At 59.1% G+C, this 17,928-nt stretch carries 17 protein-coding genes; 13 read left to right on the top strand and 4 right to left on the bottom strand.

The window, feature by feature from the left end:
• The first annotated feature begins 82 nt into the window (after positions 1-82).
• The 4 genes from ACR0AA_RS06455 (at position 83) to ACR0AA_RS06440 (ending at position 4,478) form a co-directional block, all read left to right on the top strand.
• Positions 83-1,906, top strand: coding sequence for a DUF294 nucleotidyltransferase-like domain-containing protein (locus ACR0AA_RS06455; RefSeq protein WP_480755695.1), 1,824 nt, complete (start codon positions 83-85; stop codon positions 1,904-1,906).
• A 49-nt stretch (positions 1,907-1,955) separates the two neighbouring features.
• Positions 1,956-2,474 carry a hypothetical protein gene (locus ACR0AA_RS06450; protein WP_480755694.1) on the top strand — a complete coding sequence of 173 codons (519 nt, stop codon included), beginning with the start codon at positions 1,956-1,958 and terminating at the stop codon, positions 2,472-2,474.
• A gap of 1 nt (position 2,475) precedes the next feature.
• Positions 2,476-3,888 carry a 3'-5' exonuclease gene (locus ACR0AA_RS06445; RefSeq protein ID WP_480661352.1) on the top strand — a complete coding sequence of 471 codons (1,413 nt, stop codon included), beginning with the start codon at positions 2,476-2,478 and terminating at the stop codon, positions 3,886-3,888.
• Between the two features lie 89 nt (positions 3,889-3,977).
• Positions 3,978-4,478, top strand: coding sequence for a flavin reductase family protein (locus ACR0AA_RS06440; RefSeq protein ID WP_480661351.1), 501 nt, complete (start codon positions 3,978-3,980; stop codon positions 4,476-4,478).
• Positions 4,479-4,481: 3 nt separating this feature from the next.
• Here ACR0AA_RS06440 and ACR0AA_RS06435 read toward each other — a convergent pair whose 3' ends face one another.
• The 3 genes from ACR0AA_RS06435 to ACR0AA_RS06425 are packed head-to-tail and all read right to left on the bottom strand — an operon-like array spanning position 4,482 to position 6,714.
• On the bottom strand, positions 4,482-4,961 hold the full coding sequence (locus ACR0AA_RS06435) for a DUF6505 family protein (protein ID WP_480755836.1): 480 nt from the start codon (positions 4,959-4,961) through the stop codon (positions 4,482-4,484).
• Positions 4,961-5,656: a biotin/lipoate--protein ligase family protein gene (locus tag ACR0AA_RS06430; RefSeq protein WP_480661350.1), complete on the bottom strand. Its 696-nt coding sequence runs from the start codon at positions 5,654-5,656 to the stop codon at positions 4,961-4,963. The genes ACR0AA_RS06435 and ACR0AA_RS06430 overlap by 1 nt, the downstream gene beginning before the upstream one ends.
• Positions 5,653-6,714 (bottom strand): Mrp/NBP35 family ATP-binding protein, encoded by a 1,062-nt coding sequence (locus ACR0AA_RS06425; protein ID WP_480755693.1) that lies wholly within the window; start codon positions 6,712-6,714, stop codon positions 5,653-5,655. Before ACR0AA_RS06425 ends, ACR0AA_RS06430 begins: the two co-directional genes overlap by 4 nt.
• A 132-nt stretch (positions 6,715-6,846) precedes the next feature.
• Here ACR0AA_RS06425 and ACR0AA_RS06420 point away from each other — a divergent pair, with 132 nt between their 5' ends.
• Positions 6,847-7,575, top strand: a complete 729-nt coding sequence (locus ACR0AA_RS06420) for a c-type cytochrome (RefSeq protein ID WP_480755692.1) — start codon at positions 6,847-6,849, stop codon at positions 7,573-7,575.
• Here the strand turns inward: ACR0AA_RS06420 and ACR0AA_RS06415 are convergent.
• The gene (locus ACR0AA_RS06415) at positions 7,569-9,521 is read right to left on the bottom strand and encodes a 4Fe-4S binding protein (protein WP_480755691.1); all 1,953 of its coding nucleotides are present in this window, start codon (positions 9,519-9,521) and stop codon (positions 7,569-7,571) included. The two genes, ACR0AA_RS06420 and ACR0AA_RS06415, sit on opposite strands and share 7 nt — an antisense overlap.
• A 263-nt stretch (positions 9,522-9,784) precedes the next feature.
• Between ACR0AA_RS06415 and ACR0AA_RS06410 the strand changes: the two genes are divergently transcribed.
• The 8 genes from ACR0AA_RS06410 to ACR0AA_RS06375 all read left to right on the top strand — a co-directional run bounded on the left by ACR0AA_RS06410 (position 9,785) and on the right by ACR0AA_RS06375 (position 17,920).
• Entirely contained in the window at positions 9,785-10,339 is a 555-nt protein-coding gene (locus ACR0AA_RS06410; protein WP_480661346.1) for a DUF3305 domain-containing protein, read from the top strand.
• The gene (locus tag ACR0AA_RS06405) at positions 10,336-10,908 is read left to right on the top strand and encodes a DUF3306 domain-containing protein (protein WP_480755690.1); all 573 of its coding nucleotides are present in this window, start codon (positions 10,336-10,338) and stop codon (positions 10,906-10,908) included. Before ACR0AA_RS06410 ends, ACR0AA_RS06405 begins: the two co-directional genes overlap by 4 nt.
• A gap of 4 nt (positions 10,909-10,912) precedes the next feature.
• Positions 10,913-11,524 (top strand): TorD/DmsD family molecular chaperone, encoded by a 612-nt coding sequence (locus ACR0AA_RS06400; RefSeq protein ID WP_480755689.1) that lies wholly within the window; start codon positions 10,913-10,915, stop codon positions 11,522-11,524.
• Between the two features lie 61 nt (positions 11,525-11,585).
• The gene (locus ACR0AA_RS06395) at positions 11,586-11,774 is read left to right on the top strand and encodes a ubiquinol-cytochrome c reductase iron-sulfur subunit N-terminal domain-containing protein (RefSeq protein ID WP_480755688.1); all 189 of its coding nucleotides are present in this window, start codon (positions 11,586-11,588) and stop codon (positions 11,772-11,774) included.
• Between the two features lie 104 nt (positions 11,775-11,878).
• A complete protein-coding gene (locus ACR0AA_RS06390; protein ID WP_480755687.1) occupies positions 11,879-14,773 on the top strand; it encodes a formate dehydrogenase subunit alpha in 2,895 nt (964 codons plus the stop codon).
• Between the two features lie 11 nt (positions 14,774-14,784).
• Positions 14,785-15,378 (top strand): formate dehydrogenase FDH3 subunit beta, encoded by a 594-nt coding sequence (fdh3B, locus tag ACR0AA_RS06385; RefSeq protein ID WP_058273836.1) that lies wholly within the window; start codon positions 14,785-14,787, stop codon positions 15,376-15,378.
• A gap of 73 nt (positions 15,379-15,451) precedes the next feature.
• Positions 15,452-16,657, top strand: a complete 1,206-nt coding sequence (locus ACR0AA_RS06380; protein ID WP_480661341.1) for a formate dehydrogenase subunit gamma — start codon at positions 15,452-15,454, stop codon at positions 16,655-16,657.
• Positions 16,658-17,920: a c-type cytochrome gene (locus tag ACR0AA_RS06375; protein WP_480661340.1), complete on the top strand. Its 1,263-nt coding sequence runs from the start codon at positions 16,658-16,660 to the stop codon at positions 17,918-17,920.
• Positions 17,921-17,928: the final 8 nt, after the last annotated feature.

Raw genomic sequence — 17,928 nt, 5'->3', positions numbered from 1 at the left:
TTATGCCGCGTTTTTCGATCTACTGTTCCCGCCCGGCACTCAACCGGGCGGGATTTTTCAACCAGAAACCAAGGAGTGACTGATGCCCCTGTCCCATGACCAGATCACCCGGTTTCTAAAGTCCGTACATCCCTATGATGCCCTGCCCCCGGAAACATTAGATCAGGTGGCAAAGCAGATCGAGGTGTGGGAGGTCGACGAGGACTTTCCCGTCTACGAATTGGGCCACACCCTGCCCGGCGTCTTTGTGATCTACGAGGGGCAAGTTGAAATTACCGATGAGAACGACGCCGTCGTGTCCCATCTTGGCCTGCGGAACTCGTTCGGAGAGCGCGGTCTGCTGAAGGACGGTAAGGCCGCTACCAAAGCGCGCGCGCATACGCCATCGGTGTTGCTGGTCCTGCCTCCTGATCTAGTGCGCCAGCTCATTGACGGTCACGAGGTCGTTTCGAAATTCTTCAACCGGACCCGATCGAACCGGTCCGGCCCGCAGAGCCTGGCCACCAGCGCAATTGATGTTCTGATGGCACATAACCCCGCGACCTGCCCACCGGGCACGCCGGTTCAAGAAGCCGCCCGGATGATGCGCGACAGGCACATTTCCTCGCTTTGCATTACCGAGGCGGATGACCTTCTGGGCATTGCCACCCTGCGCGATATCTCGGGTAAATACGTGGCCAACGGCATGCCCGCCGACACGCCAATCTCGTCGATCATGACGGCAAACCCGATCACACTGTCGCCTTCGGATATCGGTTCGGATGTTCTTCACGTGATGATGGAACGCGGGATCGGCCATATTCCGATCAGCGAGGGTGGACGTCTGGTCGGTATCGTGACGCAGACGGACCTGACCCACTATCAGGCAGTAAACTCGGCCGAGTTGGTCCGTCGGATTGCACAAGCTTCGTCGGCGGATCAGATGGCGGCTGTGACCGCTGAAATCCCTCAACTTCTGGTGCAATTGGTTGCTGCGGGAAACCGGCATGAAATCGTAACACGCCTGATTACCGACATCGCAGACACGGCCACCCGCCGTCTGCTCTCACTCGCCGAGGATCAGCTGGGCCCTCCACCCGTTCCTTACTTATGGCTGGCCTGCGGGTCGCAAGGGCGGCAGGAGCAAACCGGCGTCTCGGATCAGGACAACTGCCTGATGCTGGATGACAGCGTGACTGACGATGACATGGGTTATTACGCGGACCTTGCGAAGTTTGTCTCCGACGGTCTCGACACCTGCGGGTATTTCTATTGCCCGGGCGATATGATGGCCACCAATCCGCGGTGGTGTCAGCCAGTGCGTGTCTGGCGCGATTACTTCAGCGGCTGGATCGCCAAACCAGACCCCGAGGCGCAGATGCTCGCCTCGGTCATGTTCGATCTGCGCCCGATTGGCGGTGCCTTCCACCTGTTCGATGATCTGCAGGCCGAAACACTGGCGGCGGCCAAGGCAAACTCGATCTTTGTCGCGCATATGATCTCGAACTCACTAAAGCACACGCCTCCGCTGGGCCTGTTGCGCGGGATTGCCACGATCCGCTCCGGCGAGCATCGCAACACACTGGACCTCAAACACAACGGTGTTGTGCCGGTGGTCGATCTTGCGCGCATCTACAGCCTTCAGGGCCAGTTGACCGAAGCCAATACCAGTGCCCGACTGAAAGCGGCGGGAGCCGCCAATATCCTCAGCCCCTCTGGCGCGCGGGATTTGCTGGATGCTTATGATTTGATTGCCGAAACCCGTCTGGAACATCAGGTCAGGCTTGTAAAAGCAGACCAAAAGCCGGACAATTTTCTGCCTCCTTCAGACCTTTCGGACTTTGAGAGAAGCCATCTTCGGGATGCGTTCGTTGTGGTAAAAACCATGCAATCTGCGGTGGGCCACGGCAAAGGAGTGCTGGGCTAGATCCGGCAAATCAAGATCGGCGGAAGCGCCTGAACTACGGAGAGACATCATGTTTCTGGAACTGATCGGCACCATTTTTGCAGGCTTCGCCTTTGCCGGTATCGTAATGGTGCTGAACAAGCTTACAGGTGGCCGTCTGCCCCGCTGGATAACCCCTGTCGCTGCTGGCTTGGGCATGATCGGCGTGACAATTGCCAGCGAATACTCGTGGTATGACCGGACGCGCGACGCGCTTCCCGAGGGTATGACTGTTATCCAAGAGGTCGAAAGCCGCGCCTTCTACCGCCCCTGGACCTATGCCGTGCCCTTCGTCGACCGCTTTGCCGCCATTGATGCGGGTACCGTGCGCACCAACGAACAAGTACCCGAACAGCGTCTGGTTGATCTGTATTTATTCGGTCGTTGGGCCCCGGTTTCGAAACTACCGGTAGCCGTCGACTGCAAGGCATTCAGCCGCGCAAACCTTGCGGACGGAGCCGAATTTGGTGATGACGGCCGCCTGTTGAACGCAGACTGGATCGACGTCACCGCCAACGACCCGATCGTCGAGGCAACCTGCGGAGTGTAACATGTTGACCCGGTTGAGCCTGCGCCTGCGCATCTTTCTGTTTTTCTGCCTTCTGGCTGTGGGATCGCTTGCAGTCAGCACACTGGCCTTGTGGTTCAGCTACCGGCGCGCTGCGAACCCTGAATTGGCCAACGCTTTCGTGTTTGCGGAAATCGTGATGGCCTTTGGCTTTCTTGCCCTGATAGCGGCGGTCTGGCTTTTGTTTGATGACAACGTCGCCAAGCCAATCGAAAGAATTTCGGCCCAACTTCGGGCGCGGGCGCATGCGGGCGTCAGCGCTGAAATGGACGTGCAGGCCGCGCGATACCTGGGAGATCTGGCGCCTGCAGCAGCCGGACTGGCAGATCAGCTGTCAGACAAAACGATGGATGTGGCACAGGCCGTCGCCGAAGAAACTGCACACCTCGCGGCGGAAAAAAAGCGTCTGACCGCCCTTTTGACGGACATCCCGGTTGCGATGCTGCTGGCCAGCCCGACCCATAAGATTGTTTTGTACGACGGTCAGGCGGCCGAAGTTCTGGCGCAAATTGCGCACCCGCGCCTGAACGCGTCCCTTTTTGAGTACCTGAAGCGTGGTCCGCTGGAGGACGCATACGCAAAACTGGCAAAAACCGGATTTGAGGTCGCCTGCACCCTGACCAGCATCGACGGCACGCAAAGCTATAGCGCGCGTCTGAAACCACTGGGTGATGCGCCGGGATACATGCTGATTTTCGACGACAGCGCGGCCAATATCGCGCCCGAAGCGGCCCGGCCCTTGGTGTACGACTTCAATCTGCTAAGCGCGGCCAGCGATGACGCCTTTGAAAGTCTCGCGCTGCGTGATTTGTGTTTTGTCGTGTTTGACACCGAAACCACCGGCCTGCTGCCTCACAAGGACGAAATCGTTCAGATCGGAGCCGTCCGGGTTATCAACGGGCGCATCGTCGACGGCGAGCGGTTGGACCTGTTGGTCGACCCGGGAATCCCTATCCCACCGGCCTCGACCAAGGTACACAAGATCAGCGACCGGATGGTTCAGGGCGCCCCCGACATCGCCGAGGCTGGTCGCGTTTTGCATCAGTTTGCGCGTGACGCGGTGATCGTGGCCCACAACGCCCCCTTTGACATGGCCTTCCTCCGGCGACATGCCAAGCGTATGAATGTCGAATGGGACCATCCAATCCTGGACACGGTGCTGCTGTCCGCAGTCCTGTTCGGCGCAAGCGACAAACACACTTTGGACGCTTTGTGCGAAAGGCTCGGCGTCACCATTCCTGAAGATCTGCGCCATACGGCGCTGGGGGATGCTGTCGCGACCGCCGAGGCGTTGGTCAGAATGCTGCCGATGCTACAGGCGCGCGGAATGAGGACCTTTGGCCTGGTTATTGAGGCAACACGACAACATGGCCGCCTGTTGGAAGACCTGAACTAAGCTGAAAAATACGCGAGCCGAACTCAGCTTTTCATGGACAATCCCGGCGCGCCATGGCACCTCAGGCGCGGCCACGGGATGAACGCGCAATGACGGAAAAACACTTTACCCCAACTCCGGATCAAAGCATCGCATTTCGCGAAGCGTTGGGGTGTTTCGGCACCGGTGTGACGGTGGTCACCACGAACACTGCGCAGGGACCGCGGGCCATCACGGTCAACTCCTTCGCCTCGGTCTCATTGGCCCCTCCCCTTGTCTTGTGGTGTTTGGCCAAAGAATCCAACCGGTTCGATGACTTCAACGCTAGTCAGCACTACTCGATTCACGTGATGGCGCTGGATCAGCAGGAACAGGCCCTACGGTTTGCGCGCGACGGTCGGGATTTCTCTCATGCCGAGTGGGCACATGATTCCGACGGCAGACCACATCTATCCGGTTGCCTGGCCCGGTTCGATTGTCAGGTCCACGCCCGACATGATGGGGGCGATCACCTGATCCTTGTCGGCGAGGTTCAGAAGGTTATGTACCGCACCGGAGAAGGCCTAATCTTCAAACGCGGCCAATTCGGCGGTTTTGCGGATCTGATCTGACGTCTACTCGTCCAATGACCCGTGAACGGCCAAGGCTTCAAGCTGGGTTTCTTGCGGTATGATTACGCGAAACGCTTCGCGCACACCTGTGACAGACAGCTCCCGAGCTACGGTCAGCAGAGTATTCGGCCCGTGCTCATCACACAGTTCGGACATATGCGCGACCTCTGCGCGCGCGACATCCATGGCGGCCTCAACCGAGGGTGCGCCATAGAATTTGACAAAGTGCTCGGCCAAGTTCTGGGTAATTCCGTCTAGTTCAGCAGGTTCAACCTGTGTGACCGCAACAAATGTCACACGCCCAAAGGTTTCAACCCCCAGCCAACCGTTTGCAAACGCCTGTCGCGACTTACCTTCCAGATCGCCTTCGCCCCAGTTCGAAAACTCGAACCCACCCGAAATGCACCACTCGCCCGTTCGGGCCGGAGAGTGGAACACGTTCATATCGCTCTCATCGAAATGGATCGCGCGGGCCAGTTTCATCATTCGTTCTCCAACAATTCCGTCAGTGGGCGAAGTTGTGTGTCGGAACCGGAGCGGATCAACATCCCGAACCGCTCATCCGTTCCCAGGAACACGCCTGCTTCCCCGTATGGCTCTCCGACGCCGTTCAATAGGCCCATCCACTCGGCGTGCAGTGGGGCGTTGCCGTCCTCCTGCCAGCGATTGAGCCATGTGAGCATATGACGTGACCAGCTTTCGACAAGCTGCGTTGCCGATACGTCCGCGCAGCCTTCGTCATATAGGGCGGTGACATCCGGCGTTTCTCCCGGCGCATCGCTGGTCTGCAACAGCGCCAGTTCCCAGCCGACGATCAGCCAGTCCGGCTCTGTTTCCACGTCCGTGCCCGAGGCCGCAACGCGGAACATGCCGCATTTCGCGCCATTGACACAAATCAACCCTTCCCAGCCAAGATGAACCGCGACCTCGGGCGGTGCCAAAGCGCCCAGCGCATTCTGAAACCCCACGGCGCAAAGCGGCATCATCGCCATCGCATCGCGCAATAGAACCTCCGGAGCAAAAACGATCGCGACGCGCAGGCGATCTGCCTGAATATTGTAGACTACCGTCCCCGCATCGCAGCCCAGCGCGGCCATCGCCTGCGCGCGCTCGAACGGGTCTTCCCCGCCCTGCACCGGGTGGCCCGTCAGCAAAGGGGGGAAGACCGGCTCGTTCATGCGTTGCCCTTGGCAATCATGTCGCGTGCGATCTTGCGGAAGGACTCAGCCTGCGGACTGTCAGGCTTGCTAACAACAATTGGCGCGCCACCGTCTGCTGCCACACGAATATCCAGATGCAACGGGATTTCACCCAGCAACGGAACGCCCAGCGCCTCAGCCTCGGAGGCGACACCGCCATGACCGAACACATGTTCCTCATGCCCGCAGTTCGAGCAGATATGGGTCGACATATTCTCGATCATCCCGACAATCGGCGTCTTGAGTTGGTTGAACATGTCGATCCCCTTGCGCGCGTCGATCAGGGCAACATCCTGCGGGGTCGAGACAACGATGGCACCGTCCACTTTGAACTTCTGGCTCAGCGTCAGTTGCACGTCACCCGTGCCCGGTGGCAGATCGACGATCAGAACATCCAGAGCGCCCCACTGCACCTGACTCATCATCTGCTGCAATGCGCCCATCAGCATTGGACCGCGCCAGACAACCGCCTGACCTTCATTGGTCATCAGCCCCATCGACATCATGGTGACGCCATGATTGCGCAACGGTAGGATTGTCTTCCCATCCGGGCTGGCCGGTCGGCCGGAAACGCCCAGCATCCGGGGTTGCGACGGGCCGTAGACATCGGCATCCAACAGACCGACCCGGCGGCCTTCGGCGGCCAGAGCACAGGCCAGGTTAGCCGATACGGTCGACTTACCCACGCCGCCCTTACCCGAAGCGACCGCGATAATCCGGTCCACACCGGGGACAGCCTGCGGGCCGGTTTGCGAGGGTTTCGGCTTTGGCTTCAAATCAGGCGGAGCCTTGTCAGAATGCGCGGTCAGCATGGCCGACACCTTGTCGACGCCGTCAACCATCTGAGCGGCCTGCTCGGCGGCAGCGCGGACGGGTTCCATCCGCTCGGCCTGCTTCGGATCGATCTCCAAAACAAAGCGCACGGTATCGCCCTCAACGTTCAATGCGCGGACAACACCGGCACTTACGATGTCCTGTCCGGAAACGGGGTCGGTGATTTTTCTCAGGTTCGCCAGAACCGCGTCACGAACACTCATGCGTCATTCTCCTTTTGGAACCCGCCTGATAGGGCTCTGCGTATCGACAAGCTGTGGTTGCCGCTCATTGCATGTGTCTCCGTCTCATTCAGTTTAATTGACGCATTTAGTGCCATACCGTTAGGCTGCGGCATGCGCTTTGTCCTCTTGTGCCTGAGCCTGACGCTCTCTGCCACCCCCTCTTGGTCGCAAGAGGCAATTGGTCTTGCAGCACCGGCTGAGGTTTCAGACTCTGGTCTGCTGCAACATATCCTTCCACGCTTTTCTCTCAAGACCGGGATACGCGTTATTGCAGATGACTCGGGCGTTTTGGTTTTGGAAACCGCCCCGCCCGGTGATCCCGTCTTTGCCCGCGATGGTGTGATCTATCACCTGCGGATCGAAGACGACGCCAAACATGAACGGTTCCGTGACTGGCTGTTATCCGATATCGGCAAGCGAACAGTTGAAAGCTTTGCGCCGGATCAGGGCGCGCCCTTCTCGGCCAGTTTCGATGTCGCGGCTGCGGAATCCGAAACGGTGATCGACGGCGACGCCCTGCGTGGCGAAGAACTGTCGATGACCCATTGCGGCAGGTGCCACGTAATCGGACCAAAGAACCGGATGAACGGTCTAGGATCGACACCATCTTTCGCGGTCCTGCGCGCCATGCCTGACTGGTCGGAGCGGTTTGAGGCGTTCTTTGCCCTGAACCCCCACCCCGCATTCACGCAGATTGACGGGCTGACCGCCCCGTTTGATCCTCAACGCCCTTCGCCCATATACCCGGTCGAGATGACGCTTGAGGACCTTGAAGCCATTCTTGCCTTCGTCTCAGTCATCAGCGCTGCAGACTTGGGTGCCCCGCTACAGCTTCAATGATCCTTTCGTTTTGAGAAGTAGTCCTCGGTCGTGACAACACGAGGCTTTGGGTTGGATTGAAACGGATTGTCCTGCTGCTGGAACTGGGCCTTCACACGACAGTTGTCGCACATCTGGATCATCCGCGCCTTGTCCGAGGTGGCAAACATCGGATGCGTGCCCGAAAGTTTCTCCATGATCCGCTCAACAGTGGATTTCACACCGAACAAGGCCCCGCATTCCACGCAGGCAAACGGTTCTTCTTCGTTCAGGACTTGCTGAGACAGGGCCGCGTCGCTCAGATCAAATTGTGGAACGAGCGCGATTGCATCTTCGGGGCAGATACCTTTGCACAGGCCGCATTGCAGACAGGCATCCTGCTGGAAGTTCAATTGCGGTTTATCCGGGTTATCGATCAGCGCGCCCGACGGGCACAGCGACACACAGCTGAGGCACAGGGTACAGGCATCCGTGTTCACCGCAATTGCGCCGTAGGGTGCGTTATCCGGCAGCGGCAATGGTGCCTCAATGCCCGGATTCAAAGCTTGCGCCGCCAACCGAGCGATCTGTCTGCGGTTGCCCAAGGGTAGAACCGGGTCAGTCAAGGGCTCTGGCACATCCTGCCGATAAAGAATGTCAGACATGGCGACCGGATCAGCCTCGTCAATCAAACCCAGAGCATTCGGGGCAGCGATGGCTTGGGCCAGCGCAAGTTCTCGATCCAGCGCATCACGCTCGGTCGTCGGGGCCAACAGGACATCGACGCGCGAAAAGCCATGGGCCAGAGCGGCCAGCATCTCGGCATGGCCAAAGCCCGAAATCACGTTCAGTTCCAGTGGGATCACGTCCGCAGGCAACCCGCGCCCAAAACGAGCCGCCAGACGGATCATCTCGGCCCCGTGGGCATCGTGAACCAATAGCCGCGGTGCAGTCCCACCTGCACGTCGGTAAGTGCGCGCGAGAATATGCATGCGTGACAACAACGCCGATACCGGTGGATCCTCATAAGTGATTGCGGTCGAGGGGCAAACCGCAGCGCACTCGCCACAGCCAGCGCAGATCATCGGGTCAATCTCTACGTGTTCTCCGGCTGGTGTGATGGCTCCAGTCGGGCAGATATCCAGACAGTTCGTACAGGCGACCTGTTCGGCGCGCGAATGGGCACACAGCGTTTCTTCCATCCGCACATACAACGGCTTTTCAAAGGTCCCGACCAACTGAGCCGCTTCAAAGGCCAGTCGCTCCACGGCCAATACGTCCTGTGGATCGGCCCGCAAGTACCCTTCGCGCTTGGCCGGGGCCTGTACGAAGGGCGTTCCCCCTGTCAGATCAAGAACAATATCACAGGCTGAACGCGCCTTGTCCCTGGCATCAGTCCAGGAAAACACACCCCGCCCGCCGGGCTCAAGCTGCTGAAACGCGTCTAATTGCAGAGTAAACCCACCCAGCGCCCCGCTGAGCGCTTTGATACGTCCCCGCACAACATCAAAAGCGCGCGACATCGGCTCGGCTTCATCGGTAACCAGTACCGTCACCGCGAGTATGTCCGACAACCGATCAGCAAGCCCGAAGGCAGTTTCACCGGGACCAATGATCAAGCAAGTCCCTTCGCTGAAGACATCAACGCTGGGCGTGACAGGTTGCGGCAACATCGCCTCCGCCGCCAGGGCAGCCATCTTGGGCGTCGCGTCCTCGCCTTGCTCGGACCAACCGGCCCGATCACGCAGATCGACAAACCCGGGGGCTTCGATATTCAGCTCTTCGGCAAGGGCCTGGAACGTGTCCTGTTCCTGCCCGCAGGCAATGATGGCGTCTCCGCCCTGCATAAACGCCGCCGCAAGCTCCATTTCGCGTGTGCATAGCGCAGTGTGAACTTTTGAGCATTCGGCCCCGCAGGCTGAGGCAATTTCCTCGGCATTCAGAGGCTGAGACCCAGCGCAATCGCATAGAAGTAGTTTGGTGCTCATGATCCTCCCCCGGAAAGTCTCCGTCGCTCCGCTTCGTAGGCTGTATCCCGCCCGCGGCAATGTAAACCCTTTGGCAAATCGAGGCGATTTCACACGCAAATGCCTGTCTTATCAAAGAAACACAGGCATCTGCGCGATGAAATCACGAATATGCTACCCCGGACTACGACTAAGGTCGTAGGGCTTGGGCTTGGCACCAAAGCGCTTTGTGTACCATAGTGGACCCGAGGAAAGACAGGGGAGAGTCTTTCGGGGAGGAGCCAGTGGCCAAGGCCGCAAGCCAGGTAGAAATGCCGATAGGCGTCGTTGTGCGCAAAACACCCGGTGTAACCCGCTGGGCGAAATGGAACTGGCGTGCCGTTGCCGTCCTGCCCGGTGCAGGTCCTGCGGACTGGCTTGAAATGCGCCGCGAGGGCGAAGCTGTCGAGTACCACGCCGCCACACTCCCTCTGACATTGTGGGCGGATGAGAGCGAAGCCTACATGGTCAACCTCTCTGACGGGCAGCCATCCATCTATCTGGTTCTGCGTGATGAGCTAAAGGGCGAACAGCCCCTGAATGCGGTGCTGGTCACGGCGTCTCCGTTCGAAGGACAGGATTACGCGGATACCGGCGAAGAGATCGTCGAGAAAATTCCAATGACCGAAGGATTGATCGCTTGGGTTCGGGATTTCGCGCTGGAACACCACCGGGAAGAAGTTTTCGTCAAACGCCGCCGAGATAAGAAACGGACCGACCTTGTTGAGGAAGGCAAGGGTGATGCCCGTATCCGGCAGGAGTCAGACGTCTACCGCGCCCCGCGGAGGATCGTGCAATGACCCAAGTCCGCGATTTCTGGTCCCGTCGCAAGGCCGCCGTTCAGGCGGAAGCCGAGGCCGAGGTTGTCGCGGCCGAGAAACAGGATGTTGCCCTTCAGCAGGCCAAGCTGGAAGAAAAGAGCGACGCTGAGATTCTGGCCGAATTCAATCTTCCCGACCCCGATCAGCTGCAGGCTGGTGACGACGTTTCAGGCTTTATGGCCAAAGCGGTCCCTGACCGGCTGCGCCGCCGGGCCTTGCGCCGGCTTTGGCGCTTGAACCCGGTATTGGCCAACGTTGATGGGCTGGTGGATTATGGCGAAGACTACACGGACGCCGCCTGCGTGATCGAAAACATCCAGACCGCGTATCAGGTGGGAAAAGGCATGCTCGCCCATGTCGAAGCGCTGGCGGCCGAGACTGACAAAGATGAGACTGACGAGACGCTCAACATTGAAGTGCCGTCAGAAGCACCTGTGGCCACCGAAGAGCCCGCACCAAAGCCGGTGTTTGTGGCGGAAGTCGACGAACCGGAAGAGGAAGATAGCCCTCCTGCCCCGCGCCGCATGAAATTTGAATTCGAAGGATAACCCTATGACCGCAAGCAACGCGCAAAATCTGGATGTCTCGGCCGAGGATCGCCTGCGCGCGGATTTCTACAACTTTCTTGGGCTGCTGCTGGCAGCCCCGCCGGATCAGATTCTGTTGGATCAGGTGTCGGGTTTGACCGGAGACGACACCGATCTGGGTCAGGCCATTCAGGCCATGGCGCGTGTTGCGAAAGTGACAAAGCCCGCAGCGGCAGAGCGCGAATTCAACGCGCTGTTCATCGGGTTGGGCCGTGGCGAGCTTCTGCCTTATGCCAGTTTCTACCTCACGGGATTCCTGAACGAGAAACCACTAGCACAGCTACGCAATGACATGGCCGCACGCGGGATCACCCGCGCCCAAAACGTGTTCGAGCCCGAAGACAACATCGCCTCGCTGATGGAGATGATGGCAGGCATGATCGTTGGGCGTTTCGGTCAGCCTGCGTCTTTGGAAGACCAGAAGGCTTTCTGGAGCAAACACATCGGCCCTTGGGCCACGCATTTTTATTCGGATTTGGAAGGTGCTGAAAACTCGGTTCTCTATGCCTCGGTCGGCACTGCTGGTCGGGTGTTCACGGAAATCGAACGCGAGGCCTTCCGAATGACGACGGCGTAAAGCGCTGTCATTCGCCGACGCCCTGAAAGGCGTCAAAGTGCAAATGGGAGAGGAGAAACCCATGAGCAAGACCAAGGAAGAAGGCGCAACCCGCCGTGACTTCCTCAAACTGGCCGGAACCGCTGCACCTGCTGCCGTTGCCGCTGCCAGCCTGACTGGACAGGCCGAAGCAGCCGAGCTGCCAGAGGACGAAAACCGGATGCAGGACACCGCGCATACCCGCGCATATCTCGACAGCGCCCGGTTCTAACCCGGACGACGTCACACCCGACTGACGGTTGCGATTGGCCCTGACGTCGGCATCAGCAGTACCAAGCCAGCCGTGGCTTACACGGCGCGCAAGGGAGGAACGAAATGCTTAGGAAAAAGACCAACGGGGTTGCGAGACGCCCCCAGCGGACAAGTATCCTGTCCCAAATCGGCGAGAAAACCGTCGATCGCCGCGCATTCCTGCGTGGCTCGGGCCTGACGATCGGCGGCCTTGCCGCGATCAGCGCCACGGGTGGAACCGTGACGCCAGCCAGTGCCCAGACCGCGGCCAATCAGGCCGTCGAGAATATCAAATCCGTATGCACCCACTGCTCGGTCGGCTGTACAGTCGTCGCCGAAGTGCAGAACGGCGTCTGGATCGGGCAGGAACCCGGTTGGGACAGCCCGTTCAACCTGGGTGCACATTGTGCCAAGGGGGCTGCGGTTCGCGAGCACGCCCACGGCGAGCGCCGCCTCAAGTATCCGATGAAAAAGGAAGGCGGCGAGTGGAAGCGCATCAGCTGGGAAGAGGCGATCAACGAGATCGGCGACGGCATGATGAGCATCCGCGAGGAATCCGGGCCGGACAGCGTCTACTGGCTGGGCTCGGCCAAGCATAACAACGAACAGGCCTATCTTTTCCGCAAGTTCGCCGCCTATTGGGGTACGAACAACGTGGACCATCAGGCCCGAATCTGCCACTCAACCACTGTTGCGGGTGTTGCGAACACATGGGGCTACGGCGCCATGACCAATTCGTACAATGACATCCATAACTCACGTGCCATCTTCATCATCGGCGGCAACCCGGCCGAGGCGCACCCCGTCTCGCTGCTGCATGTTCTGCGCGCGAAAGAGCAAAACAACGCGCCGCTGATCGTATGCGACCCGCGCTTTACACGCACCGCGGCCCATGCGGATGAGTATGTCCGCTTCCGCCCCGGCACGGACGTTGCGCTGATCTGGGGTATTCTGTGGCACATCTTCGACAACGGTTGGGAGGACAAAGAGTTCATCCGCACCCGTGTCTGGGGCATGGACCAGATCCGTGAAGAGGTTGCCAAGTGGAACCCGGACGAGGTCGAGCGTGTCACCGGAACACCAGGCTCACAGCTAAAGCGTGTTGCACGGACAATGGCCAACAACCGTCCTGGTACGGTGATCTGGTGCATGGGCGGTACGCAGCACACCAACGGCAACAACAACACCCGCGCTTACTGCGTGCTTCAGCTTGCTCTGGGCAACATGGGCACATCGGGTGGTGGCACCAACATCTTCCGCGGCCATGACAACGTGCAGGGCGCGACGGACCTTGGTGTTCTGTCTCACACCCTGCCCGGCTACTATGGCCTGTCGAAGGGTGCATGGGGCCACTGGGCACGCGTCTGGGGTGAAGAACCCGAATGGCTCGCTGGCCAGTTTGCCACGATTAAAGACAAGGAAGGCAAGGACAAACCGCTTCAGAACGAACGCGGCATCCCTGTTTCCCGCTGGATCGACGGTGTTCTGGAAGACCCGGCAAACATGGATCAGGACAACAACGTCCGCGCCATGGTGCTTTGGGGCCACGCGCCCAACTCACAGACCCGGATGACGGAAATGAAGACGGCGATGGAGAAGCTGGACATGCTGGTCGTTATCGACCCGTATCCCACCGTCTCGGCCGTGCTGCATGACCGTACCGATGGCGTCTACCTATTGCCCGCCTGTACGCAGTTCGAAACCCGTGGCTCGGTCACGGCATCGAACCGCTCGCTGCAGTGGCGTGACAAGGTGGTGGAACCGCTGTTCGAAAGCCTGCCGGACGAAGTCATCATGGCCAAGTTCGCCAACAAATTCGGATGGGCGGATCGTCTGTTCCGTAACATCGAAATGGACGACCCGGAAACACCGAATGTTGAAAGCATCACGCGTGAGTTCAACTCGGGCCTCTGGACCATCGGTTACACCGGTCAGTCACCGGAACGCCTGAAAAGCCACATGGCCAACCAGCACACGTTCGACAGAACCACGCTGCAGGCCATTGGTGGACCAAACGACGGCGAGTATTACGGTCTGCCCTGGCCCTGCTGGGGCACGGCAGAGATGGGTCATACAGGGACACCAAACCTCTATGACATGTCCAAACCGGTGGCCGAAGGTGGCCTGACCTTCCGTGCCCGCTTTGGCGTGGAACGTGATGGCGACAACCTGCTGGCCGAAGGGGTCTACAGCGCTGGGTCGGAAATTCAGGATGGTTATCCCGAATTCACGATGCAGATGCTGATGGACCTTGGTTGGGACGGTGACCTGACCGCTGAAGAGCGGGCAGCAATCGACGCCGTTGCAGGGCCAGAGACCAACTGGAAAACCGACCTGTCTGGCGGTATCCAGCGGGTCGCGATCGAGCATGGCTGTGCGCCCTTCGGGAACGCAAAAGCACGCGCGGTCGTCTGGACCTTCCCGGATCCGATCCCACTGCACCGCGAACCGCTTTATACACCGCGGCGCGATCTGGTGGAGGATTATCCAACCTACGAGGACCGTCAGGCTTATCGCCTGCCCACCCTTTATGCCTCGATCCAAAAGAACGACTTTTCAAAGGATTACCCGATAATCCTGACGTCTGGTCGTCTGGTCGAATATGAAGGCGGCGGTGATGAGACGCGGTCAAATCCGTGGCTGGCCGAGCTGCAGCAAGACATGTTCGTCGAGATCAATCCCCGCGATGCCAACAACCTTGGCATTCGTGACGGATCACAGGTCTGGGTCGAAGGTCCCGAGGGCGGCAAGGTCAAGGTGATGGCGATGCTGACCAACAGGGTCGGTGCCGGCGTGGCCTTTATGCCGTTCCACTTTGGCGGCCATTTCCAGGGCGAAGACCAGCGGCACAAATACCCCGCAGGTGCAGACCCCTATGTGCTGGGTGAAAGTACCAACACCGCCCAGACCTATGGCTATGATTCCGTGACCCAGATGCAGGAGACCAAGTGTACTCTCTGCAAGATCTCGGCAGCGTAAGGAGGACGATAATGGCTAGAGCAAAGTTTCTCTGCGACGCTGAACGCTGCATCGAGTGTAACGCCTGCGTAACCGCGTGTAAGAATGAACACGAGGTGCCGTGGGGCATCAACCGCCGCAGGGTGGTGACGATCAATGACGGCAACCCGGGCGAGCGCTCGATCTCGGTGGCCTGCATGCATTGTTCGGATGCGCCTTGCATGGCGGTGTGCCCGGTCGACTGCTTCTATCAGAATGAAGAAGGCGTCGTCCTGCACTCCAAGGACCTGTGCATTGGCTGTGGCTATTGCTTCTATGCGTGCCCCTTCGGCGCGCCGCAATACCCACAAGCAGGCAACTTCGGTTCGCGCGGCAAGATGGACAAATGTACCTTCTGTGCCGGTGGTCCCGAAGAAAACAACTCGACCGCAGAGTTCGCAAAATACGGTCGCAATCGGATCGCCGAGGGCAAACTGCCCATCTGTGCCGAGATGTGTTCCACCAAGGCCCTGCTCGCCGGTGACGGCGACGTTGTGTCCGCCATCTACCGTGAGCGCGTCGTCGCGCGCGGGTTTGGCTCGGGTGCTTGGGGTTGGGGTACGGCCTACGACCAGAAAGACGGGTAAAACCGTCTTTGGGAACCAGACAGACGACCCGCGTTCGTGGGTCGTCTGAACAGGGATTTTGACCGAGGTTCAGATGTTCCGCTTACTCGCCGTATTGCTGCTGACGTGTACGATGGCCCAGACCGCTGTGGCCCAATCAAGTGAAGCCGAAGCCCCTGCCCCTACTGACAGGGCGCAGACCGGGGGCGCGACGACGCTTGAGGATATCATGGCGCGACAGCGCGGTGAAAAGGTGGATAACAGCTATCGCTCGGGCAATACAGGCCAGGACAACGCCGAAGGTTTACTTGGTCAGTTGGGTACGCGCGGAGTTGCCTCGGACAGCGATGTCTATCGCGCGCTGCGCTATGGTTCGGCTGATGTGACAGTGTCGTCCAAAGGCCCGGCGGCCGGCGTACTAATTCAGGACGGCGGCATGTGGTGGCTGAACTTCCGTACCGGTCCGCTGCGTGAATATGGCAGCTATATTATTGGCGGAATGCTTGTCGTTCTGCTGCTGTTCTTCCTGATCCGGGGCAAGATAAGGATCGACGGCGAAAAGACGGGGCGGACCGTCACCCGCTTTGGTGGCTTTGAAAGGTTCGGCCATTGGCTGTTTGCCGGGTCATTCCTGATCCTGGGCATCACAGGTTTGTTGACCCTTTACGGTCGCGACTTCCTGATCCCGATCTTCGGCAAGGAAGGTTTCGCGGCAATCGCTCAGGGGTGCAAATGGCTGCACAATAACCTCGCATGGGCTTTCATGCTGGGGCTGATCATCGTCACCGTGAACTGGATCAGCCATAACTTCCCCAACCGGGTCGACCTGAAATGGCTCGCCGCGGGCGGCGGCCTTTTCACGAAAGGCAGCCATCCCCCAGCCAAGAAATTCAATGCCGGACAAAAGATCATCTTCTGGCTTTGCATACTGCTTGGCGTTTCGATCAGTCTGTCCGGATTGTCGCTGCTGTTCCCGTTTGAAATGCCGCTGTTTGCCAAGACATTCTCGATCGCCAACGCCACAGGCATCCCGCAAATGCTGGGGCTGAACCTGCCGGTGCAAATGTCCCCGCAGGAGGAAATGCAATACGCCCAAGTTTGGCACGTCATGGTCGCCTACGCCTTCATCGCCATTATTTTGGCTCATATCTACTTGGGTTCGGTCGGAATGGAGGGTGCATTCGACGCCATGGGAACCGGAGAGGTAGAAGAGCAATGGGCCCGCGAGCATCATTCGCTGTGGCTGGAAGAGGTGCAGGCAAAAGAGGCCAGCGAAGGAGCGGCCTCGCCCGCCGAATAAATGCGCAGGCTTGCTCTGGCACTGCTGCTGCTGCCCCTGCCCGCGATGGCCGAGTTCTTTACGCTCAAGGGCCATGGCGGACCCATCATGGGCATTGCCACGGCACCAGACGGACGGATCGCTACAGCCAGCTTTGACAACTCGGTCGGAGTTTGGACGGATGAAACCCCAAATTGGCTGGAGGGCCACGAAGCGGCCGTAAATTCCGTGGTGTTCAATGGCACTGCGATCTATTCGGCCGGAGACGACTTCACCTTGCGCCAATGGCCCGGAGGTCAGGTCGTCGGACAACACAAAGGCAAAATTGTTGGTATCGCCGCGTCGAAAACCCATGTGGCAACGGCCAGTTGGGATGGAACCATCGGACTATGGCCAGTCGATGGCTCGGCGCCATCGTTACTCGGGCCGACTGGAAGCGGTGTGAATGCCGTCGAATTCTCTGCAGACGGTTCGGAACTGTATTCCGCAGGTATCGATGGTTCACTACGCATATGGGACGTTGCCAGCGGACAGGAAACCAACCGGTTCGTGGAACACGGGTTTGGCATCAATGAGCTGGTGCTGAACGAGCAGGACAACTGGATTGCTTATGGTGCAGTTGACGGCGTCACTCGCATCCTTGATCTGACGACCGGGGACGAACGCGATTTCACGCTGGAACGCCGCCCGATTCTGGCATTGGCCCTCAGCCCTGATCGTAACATGCTGGCTGTAGGGGACGGCGAAGGCTACATCATGGTGATCGACACGGTCGAATGGCGTATCGCGCAGGATTTCAGGGCCACCTTACGCGGCCCGGTCTGGGCGCTGGCCTTTTCCACTGACGGGCAGAACCTGCACGCGGGCGGCATTGACGAGGCCATGTATAGCTGGCCAGTCGCTGCGCTAGGAGATCAGGAACAGATGGCTGCGGCTGAGCCCAGCTTTCTGAAAGATCCCGAGGAAATGGAAAATGGGGAACGTCAGTTCGCCCGCAAATGTTCGATCTGCCATAGCCTGACCCCGGATGGCCAACGCCGAGCAGGTCCGACGCTGCATGGCGTGTTTGGGCGCAAAGCAGGTACACTTCCGGGATATTTTTACTCGGACACGCTGCAAGACTCTGATATCATTTGGAATGACGAAACGATAAACACTTTGTTTGACGAAGGGCCGGACCATTACATCCCGGGGTCGAAGATGCCGATGCAACGGATTACTCAACCTCAGGACCGGGACGACCTGATCGCCTTCCTGCGCCGCGCAACGGCACCGGAAAACTGAGCCGGAGG

The organism is Ruegeria sp. CE8, from assembly GCF_056537465.1.
This window is presented reverse-complemented; position numbering and strand designations above follow the sequence as displayed.